The organism is Mycobacterium paragordonae, from assembly GCF_003614435.1.
GTDB classification, from domain to species: Bacteria; Actinomycetota; Actinomycetes; order Mycobacteriales; family Mycobacteriaceae; genus Mycobacterium; species Mycobacterium paragordonae.
In genome coordinates, this window is the sequence record NZ_CP025546.1 from 3,057,324 (window position 1) to 3,073,417 (window position 16,094).

Sequence of the window (16,094 nt, forward strand, 5' to 3'; positions counted from 1 at the left end):
TTTCCGAGAATGTGAAGGGGCACTTCGGCGTGTCGTGTTGACAGTGATCGGCTCGGGACTCGCCGCGACCGCGGAGCGTGAGTACCACCCGGGCAGTTTCGAATGAATTTGCAAACCGCTGCATAACCATGCAAAATCGTCGAATGGTCGACACAGTACGGGTGGCGGTCGCCGGTGCCAGCGGTTATGCGGGGGGCGAGATCCTCCGCCTGCTTCTCGGGCACCCGGCATACGTCGACGGTCGTCTGACGATAGGGGCAGTGACGGCGGCCAGCAGCGCCGGCAGCCTGCTCGGCGAGCACCATCCGCACCTGGTGCCGCTGGCCCAGCGAGTCGTCGAGCCGACTGAGCTCGCGGTACTGAGCGGCCACGACGTGGTCTTTCTTGGCTTGCCCCATGGTCATTCGGCGGTCCTGGCCGAACAACTCGGTCCAGAAACACTGGTCGTCGATTGCGGAGCGGACTTCCGGCTCAGCGACGCGAAAGCGTGGGAACGCTTCTACGGCTCTCCGCACGCCGGCAACTGGCCGTACGGGTTGCCCGAGTTGCCTGGCGGGCGGGACAAATTGAGAGGAACGCGCCGCATCGCGGTGCCAGGCTGTTATCCGACGGCAGCGCTGCTCGCCCTGATGCCCGCAGTGGCGGAAGGCCTCATCGAGCCGGCCGTTACCGTCGTCGCGGTCAGCGGCACCTCCGGCGCGGGCCGGGCGGCCAAGACCGATCTGCTCGGTTCTGAGGTCATCGGCTCGGCGCGCGCGTACAACATCGGCGGCGCCCACCGTCACACCCCCGAAATTGTGCAGGGGCTACGGTCGGTCACCGACCGCGACGTGACCGTTTCCTTCACGCCGGTGCTGATACCCACTTCGCGTGGCATCCTGGCCACCTGCACAGCGCCCACCCGCGCACCGATCTCGCAGCTCCGCGACGCCTACGAAAAGGCCTACGATGGAGAGCCTTTCATTCACCTGATGCCCGAGGGACAGTTGCCCCGCACCGGCTCCGTGATCGGCAGCAATGCGGCGCACATCGCGGTCGCCGTCGACGAGGACGCGGCGACCTTCGTGGCGATCGCCGCAATCGACAACTTGGTCAAGGGAACGGGAGGCGCCGCGGTGCAGTCGATGAATCTGGCGCTCGGTTGGCCTGAGGCTGAGGGACTTTCGGTGGTCGGGGTGGCCCCGTGACCGAGCCCCTGACCGACCCGGTCACCGATGCCGCCGGCCAGACACGGTTGCTGCGCGCACAAGGGGTCACGGCCCCGGCCGGGTTCCGGGCCGCCGGCATCGCTGCCGGTATCAAAGCGTCCGGCGCCCTCGATCTGGCGATGGTCTTCAACGAGGGCCCGGACTACGCGGCAGCCGGAGTGTTCACCCGGAACAAGGTGAAGGCCGCGCCGGTGCTCTGGACTCAGCAGGTGCTCACCACGGGGCGCCTGCGTGCGGTGATTCTCAATTCCGGTGGGGCGAACGCATGTACGGGCCCGGGCGGCTTTCAGGACACCCACGCCACCGCCGAAGCCGTCGCGGCCGCGTTGTCGGACTGGGGCACCGAGACAGGTGCCATCGAGGTCGCCGTCTGTTCCACCGGCCTGATCGGCGATCGGTTGCCCATGGACAAGGTGCTCGCCGGAGTGACCGACATCGTGCACGAGATGCACGGCGGGCTCACCGGTGGCGACGACGCCGCCCACGCCATCATGACCACCGATACCGTGCCCAAACAGGTTGCGCTGCATCACCAGAACAAGTGGACGGTTGGCGGAATGGCTAAAGGCGCCGGGATGCTGGCGCCGTCACTGGCCACCATGCTGTGTGTGATCACCACCGACGCCATCGCCGATTCAGCCGCGCTCGAACAAGCGTTGCGGCGGGCCACGGCGCGCACATTCGACCGGCTCGACATCGACGGCAGTTGCTCCACCAACGACACCGTCTTGCTCTTGGCGTCGGGGGCCAGCGAAATCGCCCCCACCCAAGACGATCTCGACGACGCCGTGCTCAGGGTCTGTGACGATCTGTGTGCTCAGTTGCAGGCGGACGCCGAAGGCGTCACCAAGCGTGTCACGGTGACGGTGACCGGGGCCGACACCGAAGACGACGCCCTGACCGCCGCGCGGGTCATCGCCCGCGACAGCCTGGTCAAGACCGCGGTATTCGGCTCCGACCCCAACTGGGGGCGGGTGGTGGCGGCCGTCGGGATGGCCCCGGTGGTCCTGGATCCCGAGCGGATCACGGTGTCGTTCAACGGGTCTGTGGTGTACCGCGAGGGCACCGGTACTCCCGGTGCTCGTGAGGTGGATCTGTCGGGAGCCGACATCCACATCGTGGTCGACCTCGCGATCGGTACCGGCCACGCCGACATCCGCACCACCGATCTGTCCCACGCCTACGTCGAAGAGAATTCGGCGTACAGCTCATGACGATGAACAGCGGCGATCTACCCACGCAGGTCAAGGCACAGGTACTGGCCGAAGCCCTGCCCTGGCTCAAACAACTGAACGGCAAGATCGTCGTCATCAAATACGGCGGCAACGCGATGACCGATGAGTCACTGCGCCGGGCGTTTGCCGCAGATATGGCGTTTCTGCGCAACTGTGGGGTGCATCCCGTGGTCGTGCACGGCGGGGGGCCGCAGATCACCGCGATGCTGCGCCGACTCGGCATCGAGGGTGACTTCAAAGGCGGATTCCGGGTCACCACACCGGAAGTGCTCGACGTCGCGCGGATGGTGTTGTTCGGGCAGGTCGGCCGCGAACTGGTCAACCTGATCAACGTGCACGGCCCGTACGCCGTCGGCATCACCGGCGAGGACGCGCAACTGTTCACCGCCGTGCGGCGCCGCGTCACCGTCGACGGTGTGGACACCGACATCGGCCTGGTCGGCGACGTGGAACTGGTCAACACCGCGGCTGTACTGGATCTCATTGCTGCCAAACGCATTCCGGTGGTGTCCACACTGGCGCCGGATGCCGAGGGGGTGGTGCACAACATCAACGCCGACACCGCTGCGGCGGCCCTGGCCGAGGCGCTGGGCGCCGAAAAGCTGTTGATGCTCACCGACGTTGAGGGCCTGTACACCGGCTGGCCCGATCGCACCTCACTGGTCAGCCAGATCGATACCGCCACACTGGCACAACTGCTCCCCAGCTTGGAGGCAGGCATGATTCCCAAAATAGAGGCATGCCTGCGGGCGGTCACCGCCGGCGTGCCCAGCGCGCACGTCATCGATGGACGTGTCGAACACTGCGTCCTGGTTGAGCTTTTCACCGACGCCGGCACCGGCACCAAGGTGGTTTCCGCATGACCACCACACAAGCGGTGCAGCAACGCTGGCAGGCCGTGATGATGAACAATTACGGAACCCCGGCGATGGCGCTGGCCAGCGGCGACGGTGCCGTCGTCACCGACGTCGACGGTAAGACCTATGTCGACCTGCTCGGCGGTATCGCGGTCAACGTGCTGGGTCACCGGCATCCGGCCATCATCGATGCTGTCACCCAACAACTTTCGACGCTCGGCCACACCTCCAACCTCTACGCCACCGAGCCGGGAATCGCCCTGGCCGAGCACCTCGTCGCCCTGTTGGGCGCGGAAACCCAAGCGCGAGTGTTCTTCTGCAACTCCGGGACCGAGGCCAACGAGGTTGCCTTCAAGCTGACCCGCCTGACCGGACGCACGAAAATCGTTGCCGCACAAGAAGCCTTCCACGGCCGCACGATGGGCTCGCTGGCGCTCACCGGACAACCCAGTAAGCAGGCGCCGTTCGAGCCGCTACCGGGTTACGTCACCCACGTCCCCTACGGCGACGTCGAGGCATTAGCGGCGGCGGTCGACGACGACACGGCCGCAGTCTTTCTGGAACCGATCATGGGGGAGAGCGGCGTCGTCGTGCCGCCCGAGGGCTACCTGGCGGCGGCGCGGGACATCACCGCCCGGCACCGGGCACTGCTGGTGCTCGACGAAGTCCAGACCGGAATCGGCCGCACCGGAACGTTTTACGCCCACCAACACGACGGCATCACTCCGGATGTGATCACCCTCGCCAAGGGTCTGGGCGGCGGGCTGCCGATCGGGGCGTGCATCGCAATCGGGCGGGCCGCCGACCTGCTGACTCCCGGGCTGCACGGCAGCACCTTCGGCGGCAACCCGGTGTGCACCGCCGCGGCCCTGGCTGTCCTGCAGGTGCTGGCCGACGAGGACCTGGTGCGCGGCGCCGAAACCAAGGGCAAAGCGTTACGCCACGGCATCGAATCGCTGGGCCATCCGCTGATCGACCATGTCCGGGGCAGGGGGTTGCTGCAGGGCATCGTGCTGACCGCCGCACACGCCAAGGACGCCGAAGCGGCGGCCCGCGACGCCGGCTACCTGGTGAACGCGGCCGCCCCCAACGTCATTCGGTTGGCGCCTCCGCTGATCGTCACCGAATCCCAACTCGACGGATTCGTCGCCGCTCTCCCGAGCATTCTCGACACCGCCGGAGCCGCACATGGTTAGGCACTTTCTGCGCGACGACGACCTCACGCCGCACGAACAGGCCGAGGTCCTCGAACTGGCCGCCACGTTGAAGAAGGACCCGTTCAGCCGCCGCCCTCTGGAGGGACCGCGCGGCGTCGCGGTCATCTTCGACAAGAACTCCACCCGCACCCGGTTCTCCTTCGAGATGGGCATCGCCCAGCTCGGCGGGCACGCCGTGGTGGTCGACGGGCGCAACACTCAACTGGGGCGGGACGAGACCCTGGAGGACACCGCACGGGTGTTGTCCCGGTTCGTCGATGCCATCGTGTGGCGCACCTTCGGGCAGGAGCGGTTGGAGGCCATGGCCTCGACCGCCTCAGTGCCCGTCGTCAACGCGCTCTCCGACGAATTCCACCCCTGCCAGGTACTGGCCGACCTGCAGACCATCGCCGAACGCAAGGGCGCACTGCACGGCCTGAAGATGACGTACCTCGGTGACGGCGCCAACAACATGGCGCACTCGCTGATGCTGGGCGGAGTCACTGCCGGCATGCACGTCACCGTCGCCGCCCCGGAAGGCTTCACCCCCGAGCCGGACGTGGTGACGGCGGCCCGCGCCCGGGGCGATGAGACCGGGGGCACGGTGACGGTGACGGCCGACGCCGATGCGGGTGCTTCCAGCGCCGACGTCCTGGTGACCGACACCTGGGTGTCGATGGGCCAGGAAGGCGACGGCCTGGACCGCGTCAAGCCGTTCCGCCCGTTCCAGGTCAACCAGCGACTACTCGCCCTGGCCAACCCCGATGCCCTTGTGCTGCACTGCCTTCCGGCGCACCGCGGTGACGAGATCACCGACGAGGTGATCGACGGTCCGGCCAGCGCGGTCTGGGATGAGGCCGAAAACCGACTGCACGCGCAGAAGGCGCTGCTGGTCTGGCTGCTGGAGCGGTCGCGATGACAGCCAAGGCGGCACCCGAGGTCAGCGGCAACCGCGCCGGCCGTCAGGCCCGCATCGTCGCGATCCTGTCCACCGCCGAGGTGCGCAGCCAGAGCGAACTGGCCGCCCGGCTGGCCGCCGAAGGCATCGAGGTCACCCAGGCCACCCTGTCGCGGGATCTGGAGGAACTCGGCGCGATCAAACTGCGCGGCGCGGACGGTGGCGTCGGGGTCTACGTCGTACCCGAAGACGGCAGTCCGGTGCGTGGGGTCGCCGGCGGCACCGGGCGGCTGTCGCGACTGCTCGGTGAGCTGCTGGTCTCCACGGATGCCAGCGCGAACCTGGCGGTGCTGCGCACGCCGCCCGGCGGCGCCCACTATCTGGCCAGCGCGATCGACCGGGCGGCGTTACCGTACGTCGTCGGCACCATCGCCGGTGACGACACGGTGTTCGTCGTGGCCCGCGAACCGATGACCGGCACGGAGCTGGCTTCAGCGCTGGAAGAACTTAAGTAGAACTCAAATACACTGCTGCAGACTTTGCCCAAGCAAAAGGAGAACTCTTCATGTCAGAGCGCGTCATCCTCGCGTACTCCGGCGGTCTGGACACCTCGGTGGCCATCAGCTGGATAGGCAAGGAGACCGGCCGTGAGGTCGTCGCGGTGGCCATCGACCTCGGCCAGGGCGGCGAGGACATGGAGGTGGTGCGCCAGCGGGCGATGGACTGCGGCGCCGTGGAGGCGGTCGTCGTCGACGCCCGCGACGAGTTCGCCGAGGGTTACTGCCTGCCCACCATCCTCAACAACGCGCTGTACATGGACCGCTATCCGCTGGTCTCGGCGATCAGCCGGCCGCTGATCGCCAAGCATCTGGTGGCCGCGGCACGCGAACACGGCGGCAGCATCGTTGCGCACGGCTGTACCGGCAAAGGCAACGACCAGGTGCGATTCGAAGTCGGATTCGCTTCGCTGGCACCGGATCTCGAAGTGCTCGCACCGGTGCGCGACTACGCGTGGACGCGGGAGAAGGCGATCGCGTTCGCCGAAGAGAACGCCATCCCGATCAACGTCACCAAGCGCTCGCCGTTCTCCATCGACCAGAACGTGTGGGGCCGCGCCGTCGAGACCGGCTTTCTCGAGCACCTGTGGAACGCCCCCACCAAGGACGTCTACTCCTATACCGAAGACCCCACGGTCAACTGGAACACCCCCGACGAGGTCATCATCGGCTTCGAACAGGGCGTGCCGGTCACCATCGACGGCAGACGGGTGACCGTGCTGCAGGCCATCGAGGAACTCAACCGCCGGGCCGGCGCCCAGGGCGTCGGGCGCCTCGACGTCGTCGAGGACCGGCTGGTGGGCATCAAGAGCCGGGAGATCTACGAGGCCCCCGGTGCGATGGTGCTCATCACCGCGCACGCCGAACTCGAACACGTCACCCTGGAACGCGAACTGGGCCGGTTCAAGCGCCACACCGATCAGCGCTGGGCCGAGCTGGTCTATGACGGGTTGTGGTACTCGCCGCTGAAGGTTGCTCTGGAAAGTTTCGTGACCACTACCCAGGAACACGTCACCGGCGAGATCCGGCTGGTTCTGCACGGCGGCCACATCGCGGTCAACGGCCGCCGCAGCGCCGAATCGCTGTACGACTTCAACCTGGCTACCTACGACGAGGGCGACACCTTCGACCAGTCGATGGCCAAGGGCTTCGTGTACGTGCACGGGCTGTCGTCGAAGATCGCGTCCCGCCGGGACATGCGGTGACCCTCCTGTCGCGAGCAGTCACAAACTCGCACGATTTCGCCGCTCAGAGTGCGAGTTTGTGTCTGCTCGGCCCGAGAAAATGAGCACCAATGAGGGTTCGCTGTGGGGCGGCCGGTTCGCCGGCGGCCCGTCCGAGGCACTCGCCGCGCTGAGCAAATCCACCCACTTCGACTGGGTGCTGGCGCCCTATGACATCACCGCATCCCGGGCGCACGCGGTAGTACTGCACCGCGCCGGGCTGCTCACCGACGACCAGCGCGACGGTCTGCTGGCCGGCCTGGACAGCCTCGCCGAGGACGTGGCCGACGGCAGCTTCGGACCCGTGGTCACCGACGAGGACGTGCACGCCGCCCTGGAACGCGGCCTGATCGACCGGGTGGGGGCAGACCTGGGCGGCCGGCTGCGGGCCGGGCGCTCGCGCAACGACCAGGTGGCCACCCTGTTCCGGATGTGGCTGCGCGACGCTGTCCGCCGGGTCGCCGACGAGGTGCTCGAGGTGGTCGCGGCACTGGCCGAACAGGCCGGCACCCACCCCACCGCGATCATGCCGGGCAAGACCCACCTGCAGTCCGCCCAGCCGATCCTGCTGGCACACCACCTGCTGGCCCATGCGCATCCGCTACTGCGCGACGTGGACCGCATCGTCGACTTCGACAAGCGCGCCGCCATCTCCCCGTACGGTTCCGGGGCGCTGGCCGGCTCCTCGCTGGGCCTGGATCCCGACGCGATCGCGGCTGAGCTGGGCTTCGCGGCCGCCGCCGACAATTCCGTGGACGCCACCGCGGCCCGGGACTTCGCCGCCGAGGCGGCGTTCGTGTTCGCCATGATCGCCGTTGACCTGTCCCGGCTGGCCGAGGACATCATCCTGTGGAGTTCGACGGAGTTCGGCTACGTGACGCTGCACGACTCCTGGTCCACCGGCAGCTCGATCATGCCGCAGAAGAAGAACCCCGACATCGCCGAGCTGGCCCGCGGCAAGTCCGGGCGCCTGATCGGCAACCTGACCGGGCTGCTGGCCACGCTGAAGGCCCAGCCGCTGGCCTACAACCGCGACCTGCAGGAAGACAAAGAGCCGGTATTCGACTCGGTCGCCCAGTTGGAACTGGTGCTGCCGGCGATGGCCGGCCTGGTCGGCAGCCTGACGTTTCATGTCGACCGGATGGCCGCGCTGGCGCCGGCCGGCTACACGTTGGCCACCGACATCGCCGAATGGCTGGTGCGCCAAGGTGTGGCGTTCCGGTCCGCGCACGAAGCCGCCGGCGCCGCGGTCAAGGCCGCCGAGCAGCGCGGCGTCGGGCTGCAGGAGCTGACCGACGACGAACTGGCCGCGATCAGCCCCGAGCTCACACCCAGCGTCCGCGACGTGCTGACCATCGAGGGATCGGTGTCGTCCCGTGACGCACGAGGCGGCACCGCACCGAGCCGGGTCGCCGATCAACTACTCGCCGTCACCGAAGCGGCGGGCCGGCTGCGACAGCAGCTGCGCGGCTGAGCGGCACGCTGCCCTTTTTGCCGGGCAGCTTTGCCGCGACTAAACTTCCTGCTCTAAGCGATTCTGTTGAACTTCCGACTGAACGATGTGGCCTCGATGTTCGTGCAAAAGGGGTGGGACCAATGAGTGTCATCGCCGGTGTCTTCGGTGCCCTGCCGCCCCATCGCTATTCGCAGCAGGAACTCACCGACATGTTCGTCAGCATTCCCGAATTCTCGGAATACGAGGACATCGTCCGGCAGCTGCATGCCAACGGGAAAGTCAACAGCCGCCACCTCGTGTTACCGCTGGAGCAGTACCCGCGGCTGAACGACTTCGGCGAAGCGAACGACATCTTCATCGACAAGGCGGTGGACCTGGGCGTCGAGGCCCTGATGGGGGCGCTCGACGAGGCCGGACTGCGCTCCGAGGATCTCGACGTGCTCATCACCACCACCGTCACCGGTCTGGCGGTGCCGTCGCTGGACGCCCGGATCGCCGCACGGGTGGGGCTGCGCCCCGACGTGCGACGGGTGCCGTTGTTCGGACTGGGCTGTGTGGCGGGGGCGTCCGGGGTGGCCCGGTTGCACGATTACCTGCGGGGAGCTCCGGACGGCATCGCGGCTCTCATTTCGGTCGAGCTGTGTTCGCTGACCTTTCCCGGCTACAAGCCGTCGGTGGCCGGACTGGTGGGCAGTGCACTGTTCGCCGATGGTGCCGGCGCGGTCATCGCGGTGGGGGAGCGTCGTGCCGCGGAGGTGGGCGCCGGGGGACCCAGCGTCATCGACTCGCGCGGCCACCTGTATCCAGATTCATTGCGCACCATGGGATTCGATGTCGGCGCCGGAGGTTTCGAGCTCGTCCTGTCCAAGGATGTGGCCGCCGTGGTCGAACAGTATCTGCGCACCGACGTCACCGGCTTCCTGGCTGAGCACGGCCTGACCACCGCCGACATCGGCGCCTGGGTGACCCATCCCGGCGGCCCCAAGATTATCGAAGCGATCACCGAAACCCTCAACCTGCCGCCGGAAGCGCTGGAACTCACCTGGCGCTCACTGGGCGAGATCGGCAACCTCTCCTCGGCGTCGGTGCTGCACGTGCTTCGTGACACCCTCGCCAAGCCACCGCCTAGTGGCAGCCCCGGACTGATGATCGCAATGGGCCCCGGCTTCTGTTCCGAGCTGGTCCTGTTGCGCTGGCACTGAATGCCGTGAGCACTCAAGACGAGCTCGTTGCCGCCCTCCGAAGATCGCTCAAGGAAAACGAGCGGCTCAAGCGTGAGAACCGCGACTACCTGACCCGGGCCACCGAGCCGATTGCGTTGGTGGGCATGGCCTGTCGTTATCCGGGCGGAGTGGATACCCCGGAGGCGCTGTGGGAGATGGTGGCCGCCGGCCGCGACGTGGTCACGGATTTCCCCGGCGATCGGGGCTGGGATCTGGCCGGATTGTTCGATCCCGATCCGGACGCGGTCGGCAAGTCCTACACCCGCTCCGGCGGTTTCCTCACGGACGTCGCGGGTTTCGATGCGCAGTTCTTCGGGATCGCGCCCAGCGAGGTGCTGGCGATGGATCCCCAGCAGCGGTTGCTGCTCGAGGTGTCGTGGGAGGCGTTGGAGCGCAGCGGTATTGATCCGCTGACCCTGCGCGGATCGTCGACGGGTGTGTTCGCCGGGATCTTCCACGGCTCGTACGGCGGTCAGGGTCGCGTCCCCGGCGAGTTGGAGCGGTACGGGTTGAGGGGTTCGACGCTGAGTGTGGCGTCCGGCCGGGTGGCGTACGTGCTGGGCCTGGAAGGTCCGGCCGTGTCGGTGGACACGGCGTGTTCGTCGTCTTTGGTGGCGCTGCATCTGGCGGTGCAGTCGTTGCGGGCGGGGGAGTGTGACGTGGCCCTGGTGGGTGGCGTGACGGTGATGGCCACCCCGGCCATGTTCATCGAATTCAGCCGCCAGCGAGCGCTTTCCGCCGACGGCCGGTGCAAGGCCTACGCTGGGGCCGCCGACGGGACCGCGTTCTCCGAGGGCGCCGGCGCTCTCGTCGTGGAGCGGTTGGCCGATGCCCAGCGGCTGGGCCACCCGGTGCTGGCGGTGGTGCGCGGGTCCGCGGTCAACCAGGACGGCGCCTCCAATGGTCTGGCCACGCCGAACGGCCCGTCCCAGCAACGGGTCATTCGTGCCGCCCTGGCCGGCGCCCGCCTCAGCACGGCGGACGTGGACGTCGTCGAAGGCCACGGCACGGGAACCACGCTCGGGGATCCCATTGAGGCACAAGCCATCTTGGCGACCTACGGCCAGGATCGCGACGAGCCGCTGTGGCTGGGGTCGATCAAGTCGAACATGGGTCACACGTCGGCGGCAGCGGGTGTCGCGGGCGTCATGAAAATGACCATGGCCATGCAGCACGCGGTGCTGCCGCGGACTTTGCACGTCGATGTGCCGACGCCGCACGTGGATTGGTCCGCCGGCGCGGTGTCGTTGTTGACCGAACAGCAGCCCTGGCCGCAGCGGGATCGGCCGCGCCGGGCCGCCGTGTCATCGTTCGGGATCAGTGGGACCAACGCCCATGTGATCCTGGAACAGCCGCCCTCGGTCACCGCCGATAATCCCGAGCCCGACAACCGGGTGGTGCCCTGGGTGTTGTCCGCGCGTTCCCCCGAGGCGCTGGCCAACCAGGCCCGCCGGCTGGCGGCGCACGTATCAGCCACCGGGGCGCGCCCGGTCGACGTGGGCTGGTCACTGGTCAGCACCCGATCGCTGTTCGACCACCGCGCGGTGCTGGTGGGCAGCGAGACCGCCGAGTTCCTGGACGGCCTCAGCCATTTGGCGGACGGTGACGCGGGTCCCGGCGTGGCGGTCGGCCGGGCCCGATCGGTCGGCAAGACAGTGTTCGTATTTCCGGGGCAGGGCTCGCAGTGGGTCGGCATGGGGCTTGAATTACTGGACAGTTCGCCGGTGTTCGCCGATCACCTGCAGCGCTGCGACAAGGCGCTTCGGGAATACGTGGACTGGTCGCTGATCGACGTGATCCGTGGCGCGCCGGGCGCTCCCGGCCTGGACCGGGTGGATGTGGTGCAACCGGCGTTGTGGGCGATCATGGTGTCGCTCGCCGAACTGTGGCGGTCGCTCGGTGTCACCGCGGACGCGGTGATCGGCCACTCGCAGGGTGAGATCGCGGCCGCCTATGTGGCCGGCGCGCTCTCGCTGGAGGATGCCGCCAAGGTGGTGGCGCTGCGCAGCCGGCTGCTGTCGCAACTGTCCGGCGCCGGGGGCATGGCGTCACTGGCGCTCGGCCTGGACCGGGTCGAGGAACTGCTGGCACCCTGGGCCGGCCGATTGAATATCGCTGCGGTGAACGGGGTTTCGTCGGTCGTCGTCTCCGGTGAGGTGGACGCCGTCACCGAACTGATCAGCCGATGCGACAGCGAGGGAATCCGCGCCCGCCGTATCGACGTCGACTACGCGTCGCACTCCTTCCACGTCGATGCCATTCGCGCCGACCTGAGCGCCGCGCTCAAAGACATCGCGCCCCGCTCGTCGCCGGTCGCGTTCTACTCGACGGTCACCGGCGCACCGCTGGACACGGCCGCATTGGACTGCGACTACTGGTACCAAAGCCTGCGGCAGACAGTCCAATTCGAGCAGGCTGTGCGCGCAGCCGCTACCGCCGGCCACCAGGTCTTCATCGAGTCGAGTCCGCACCCGGTATTGATCGCCGGGATCGAGGAGACGCTGGGGCCGGAGCAATCGGTGATCGTTCCGTCGTTGGGCCGCAACGACGGAGGGCTGCACCGGTTCTGGCTGTCGGCGGCACAGGCTCAGGTAGCGGGCGTGGTGGTGGACTGGTCCGCGGTGTTCGAGGGAGCACGGCGGATCGCCCTGCCCACGTACGGCTTTGTGCGGCGCCGGTTCTGGCTGACCGAGTCGGGTGATCACGATGTGCGCCGCGCCGGTTTGGTGGGTGCCGGGCACGACCTGCTGGGTGCTGTCGTGGAACGGCCCGATTCCGGTGGGGTGGTGTTGACGGGCCGGTTGTCGCTGTCGGCACAGCCGTGGTTGGCCGATCACGCCGTGACCGGCGCCGTGTTGTTTCCCGGCGCGGGATTCGTGGAGCTGGCCCTGCGGGCCGGTGACGAGGCCGGCTGCCCGCAGGTGCAGGAGTTGACCCTGTCGACGCCGCTGATGCTGCCCGCTGAGGGGTCGGTGCGCGTGCAGGTCGTGGTAGGACCGGCCGATGATGCGGGACAACGGGAAATCTCGGTGTATTCCCTTGGCACTGAGTCGGAGTGGACGCAGCACGCCGTCGGCGTTCTGGCAACGAACCCACCCGCCCCCCAAACGGATCTGTCCGGGTGGCCGCCTGCCGGCGCGGCGGCTGTCGATGTCACGGACGCCTACCGGCGACTGGCCGACCGGGGCTACCAATACGGACCGGCTTTTCAGGGCCTGCAGGCGATGTGGCAGTCGCCGGACCACATCTTCGCCGAAATCGCGCTGCCGGAGTGCCTGACCACCACCGGGTTCGGCATCCACCCGGCGTTACTGGACGCGGCGCTGCATGCTCTGGGTGTGGCCGGCGAGCAGAACGGCACCGTGCTGCCGTTCTCCTGGCAGGGGGTGTCGCTGCACGCCTCGGACGCCGCTCGGTTGCGAGTTCGCATCACCCGCGTGAGCCCCGACTCGGTGGCGCTGGAGTTGGCAGATTCGTGGGGCCTGCCGGTGCTTTCAGTGCGCGAATTGACCTTCCGTCCGCTCGCCGCCCGTGCGCTTGCGCCGGCCGGCCGCGGGGACGCCGGATTGTTCGAGATCGGGTGGACGCCCGTCGCTCCGGCGGAATCCGTTGGTACGTCAATGACGCTGTGGCAGGTGACATCCGAGGGTGACCCACCGGATGCGGTGTACCCCGCCACCCACGCGGCGCTGGGCCGGCTGCAGTCCTGGCTGGCCGGCAACGAAGACGGGGTGCTGGTGGTCCAGACTCACGATGCCGTCGGGTTGCCCGGTGAAACAGTTTCGGATCTGGCGGGTGCGGCGGTGCGGGGCTTGGTGCGTTCGGCTCAGGCAGAGCACCCCGGACGGCTGCTCCTGCTGGACTCCGACGGTTCGCTGGACCCGAGCGAGCTGATCGGTTGCGACGAGCCGCAGTTGGTGGTGCGCCGCGGGGTGGCGTACCAAGCGCGGCTGCGGCCGGCTGCATCATCGGCGCTGAAACTGCCGCCGCAGCAGGAGGGTTGGCGTTTGGTCACCGGGGGCGGGGGCACGCTGGACGACGTGCGGGTGGGCCCGAGCGAGCGGGCGGAGCTGGCCCCCGGGCAGGTGCAGGTCGCGGTGGCCGCGGTGGGGGTGAACTTCCGGGATGTGCTGGTGGCACTGGGCATGTATCCCGGCGGCGGTGAGCTGGGGGTCGAGGGCGCCGGAGTGGTGGTGGAAGTGGGGCCCGGTGTTCGGGACCTCGCCGTCGGTGATGCGGTGCTCGGTCTATTGGGTGTGGTGGGGCCGGAAGCGGTGGTCGACCGGCGACTGGTGACGGCGGTACCGGCGGGCTGGTCCTTGCCGCAGGCCGCGGGGGTTCCGGTGGTGTTCCTGACCGCGTGGTACGGATTGTCGGTGCTGGGGGCAGCCAACGCCGGCGAGCGGGTCCTGGTGCACGCGGCCACCGGTGGGGTGGGGATGGCCGCGGTGCAGCTCGCCCGGTACTGGGGACTAGAGGTCTTTGCCACCGCGAGCCGCGGTAAGTGGGACACGCTGCGCGCCATGGGTTTCGACGACGAACACATCGGCGACTCGCGGACGCTGGACTTCGAGGAGAAGTTCCGGGTCGCCACCGGAGGAGCCGGCGTCGACCTGGTGCTCAACTCCCTCGCCGGTGAGTTCGTCGACGCCTCGCTGCGGCTGCTGGCCCCGGGCGGCCGTTTCATCGAAATGGGAAAGACGGATCTTCGTGATCCGCACGACGCGGCACAACGCGGAATCGTTTACCGCGCATTCGATCTGATCGAAGCGGGACCAGAACTCACCTCCCGGATGCTGGCCGACCTGATGGCGCTGTTCGACAGCGGCCAGCTGAAGACCCTGCCGTTCAAGACCTTTGACGTGCGGCGGGTTCGCCAGGCGTACCGGTTCGTCAGCCAGGCCCGGCACACCGGCAAGGTGGTGTTGACCCTCGACCCGCTCGCCACCGGCACCGCGCTGATCACCGGCGGCACCGGAATGGCGGGTGCGGCGCTGGCGCGCCACCTGGTTTCCCGGTACCGGGTGCCCAACATCGTGCTGGTGAGCCGTTCCGGTGCCCAGGCTCCGGACACCTCCGAGTTGGTGGAGGAATTGCGCGCGGCCGGTGCCCAGGTGTCGGTGGTGTCCGCCGATGTGGCCGATCGGGACGCCGTTGCCGGGTTGCTGGCGCAGATACCGCAACAGTTCCCCCTGCGGGCGGTGATCCACGCCGCCGGCATTCTCGATGACGGGTTGATCGCGACGCTGACTCCCGAGCGGCTGGATGCGGTGTTGCGGGCCAAGGTCGACGGAGCGTGGCATCTGCACGAACTCACCCGCGACCTAGATCTGTCCGCGTTCGTGATGTTCTCGTCGATGGCGGGCATCCTGGGTACCGCCGGACAGGGCAATTATGCGGCGGCCAACAGCTTCCTCGACGGGCTGGCCGAACACCGTCAAGGGCTGGGATTACCCGCCACCGCGGTGGCGTGGGGGCTGTGGGAACAGGCCAGCGCGATGACGCGGCACCTCGGGGACCGCGACAAGGCCAGGATGAGCCGGGTCGGTCTGGCGACGCTCTCCACCGATCAGGCGATGGCATTGTTCGACGCCGCACTGCTCGCCGATCCCGCCGTCGTGGTCGCCACCCGCTTGGACACCGCCGCGCTGAGTGACGACGCGCCCGCGCTGCTCGGCGACCTGGTCCGCCGCCCCGTTCGGAGGACCGTTGCGGCAGCAGACGTTTCGACGACCGGCCTGGCCGCCCGCCTTTCCGGTCTCACCTCCGAACAGCGCCACCGCGAACTCGTCGACGTGGTGTGCAGCAACGCGGCCACGGTGCTGGGCCGCTCCGGCACCGCCGACATCAGCGCCCAGCGCGCCTTCCAGGAGCTGGGTTTCGACTCGCTGACGGCCGTCGAACTGCGCAACCGACTCAAGACCGCCACCGGCCTCACGCTGTCGCCCACGCTGATCTTCGATTACCCCAGTCCCAGCGCGCTGGCCGAACACCTCCACATCCGGTTGTCCGGTCCCGCGAAACAAGCCGACCCGTCGGCGCGCTTCGAAGACATCGCCCGCGAGTTGGAACAGCTTGTCCGTCAGAGTGATTGGAGCGAAGAAGACAGGGCGAAGCTGGCCCACCGGCTGCACGACGTGCTGGCCGATCTGGCCCTCGATGACGACCTCGCCGCCGCCAGTGAAAGCGAACTGTTCGCCATTCTCGACGAAGAACTCGAATCCTGACAGGCCAAGGGACA

At 68.1% G+C, this 16,094-nt stretch carries 10 protein-coding genes; all 10 read left to right on the forward strand.

Going from position 1 to position 16,094, the window contains the following annotated elements; genetic code table 11:
* Positions 1 to 143: 143 nt before the first annotated feature.
* The 10 genes from argC to C0J29_RS14105 all read left to right on the forward strand — a co-directional run bounded on the left by argC (position 144) and on the right by C0J29_RS14105 (position 16,080).
* Entirely contained in the window at positions 144 to 1,187 is a 1,044-nt protein-coding gene (argC, locus tag C0J29_RS14060) for an N-acetyl-gamma-glutamyl-phosphate reductase (protein ID WP_371872389.1), read from the forward strand.
* Positions 1,188 to 1,195: 8 nt separating this feature from the next.
* On the forward strand, positions 1,196 to 2,422 hold the full coding sequence (argJ, locus tag C0J29_RS14065) for a bifunctional glutamate N-acetyltransferase/amino-acid acetyltransferase ArgJ (protein WP_120794720.1): 1,227 nt from the start codon (positions 1,196 to 1,198) through the stop codon (positions 2,420 to 2,422).
* A 2-nt stretch (positions 2,423 to 2,424) separates the two neighbouring features.
* The gene (gene argB / locus C0J29_RS14070) at positions 2,425 to 3,306 is read left to right on the forward strand and encodes an acetylglutamate kinase (protein ID WP_174814897.1); all 882 of its coding nucleotides are present in this window, start codon (positions 2,425 to 2,427) and stop codon (positions 3,304 to 3,306) included.
* Positions 3,303 to 4,496, forward strand: coding sequence for an acetylornithine transaminase (locus C0J29_RS14075; RefSeq protein WP_120792700.1), 1,194 nt, complete (start codon positions 3,303 to 3,305; stop codon positions 4,494 to 4,496). The genes argB and C0J29_RS14075 overlap by 4 nt, the downstream gene beginning before the upstream one ends.
* Positions 4,489 to 5,415: an ornithine carbamoyltransferase gene (gene argF, locus C0J29_RS14080; RefSeq protein ID WP_120792701.1), complete on the forward strand. Its 927-nt coding sequence runs from the start codon at positions 4,489 to 4,491 to the stop codon at positions 5,413 to 5,415. Before C0J29_RS14075 ends, argF begins: the two co-directional genes overlap by 8 nt.
* Entirely contained in the window at positions 5,412 to 5,909 is a 498-nt protein-coding gene (locus tag C0J29_RS14085; protein WP_065043357.1) for an arginine repressor, read from the forward strand. The genes argF and C0J29_RS14085 overlap by 4 nt, the downstream gene beginning before the upstream one ends.
* A gap of 50 nt (positions 5,910 to 5,959) precedes the next feature.
* Positions 5,960 to 7,156 carry an argininosuccinate synthase gene (locus C0J29_RS14090; protein ID WP_065043358.1) on the forward strand — a complete coding sequence of 399 codons (1,197 nt, stop codon included), beginning with the start codon at positions 5,960 to 5,962 and terminating at the stop codon, positions 7,154 to 7,156.
* A gap of 79 nt (positions 7,157 to 7,235) precedes the next feature.
* Positions 7,236 to 8,648 (forward strand): argininosuccinate lyase, encoded by a 1,413-nt coding sequence (argH, locus tag C0J29_RS14095; RefSeq protein ID WP_120792702.1) that lies wholly within the window; start codon positions 7,236 to 7,238, stop codon positions 8,646 to 8,648.
* Between the two features lie 122 nt (positions 8,649 to 8,770).
* Complete coding sequence (locus C0J29_RS14100) at positions 8,771 to 9,832, forward strand: type III polyketide synthase (RefSeq protein ID WP_120792703.1); 1,062 nt, start codon at positions 8,771 to 8,773, stop codon at positions 9,830 to 9,832.
* A gap of 5 nt (positions 9,833 to 9,837) precedes the next feature.
* Entirely contained in the window at positions 9,838 to 16,080 is a 6,243-nt protein-coding gene (locus C0J29_RS14105) for a type I polyketide synthase (RefSeq protein ID WP_120792704.1), read from the forward strand.
* The last annotated feature ends 14 nt before the right edge of the window (positions 16,081 to 16,094 follow it).

Coding starts and splice junctions, on each gene's coding strand:
- C0J29_RS14085 (WP_065043357.1), top strand. CDS start 5,412: ATGACAGCCAAGGCGGCACCCGAGGTCAGCGGCAACCGCGCCGGCCGT.
- C0J29_RS14075 (WP_120792700.1), top strand. CDS start 3,303: ATGACCACCACACAAGCGGTGCAGCAACGCTGGCAGGCCGTGATGATG.
- C0J29_RS14090 (WP_065043358.1), top strand. CDS start 5,960: ATGTCAGAGCGCGTCATCCTCGCGTACTCCGGCGGTCTGGACACCTCG.
- argF (WP_120792701.1), top strand. CDS start 4,489: ATGGTTAGGCACTTTCTGCGCGACGACGACCTCACGCCGCACGAACAG.
- C0J29_RS14100 (WP_120792703.1), top strand. CDS start 8,771: ATGAGTGTCATCGCCGGTGTCTTCGGTGCCCTGCCGCCCCATCGCTAT.
- argC (WP_371872389.1), top strand. CDS start 144: ATGGTCGACACAGTACGGGTGGCGGTCGCCGGTGCCAGCGGTTATGCG.
- argB (WP_174814897.1), top strand. CDS start 2,425: ATGAACAGCGGCGATCTACCCACGCAGGTCAAGGCACAGGTACTGGCC.
- argH (WP_120792702.1), top strand. CDS start 7,236: ATGAGCACCAATGAGGGTTCGCTGTGGGGCGGCCGGTTCGCCGGCGGC.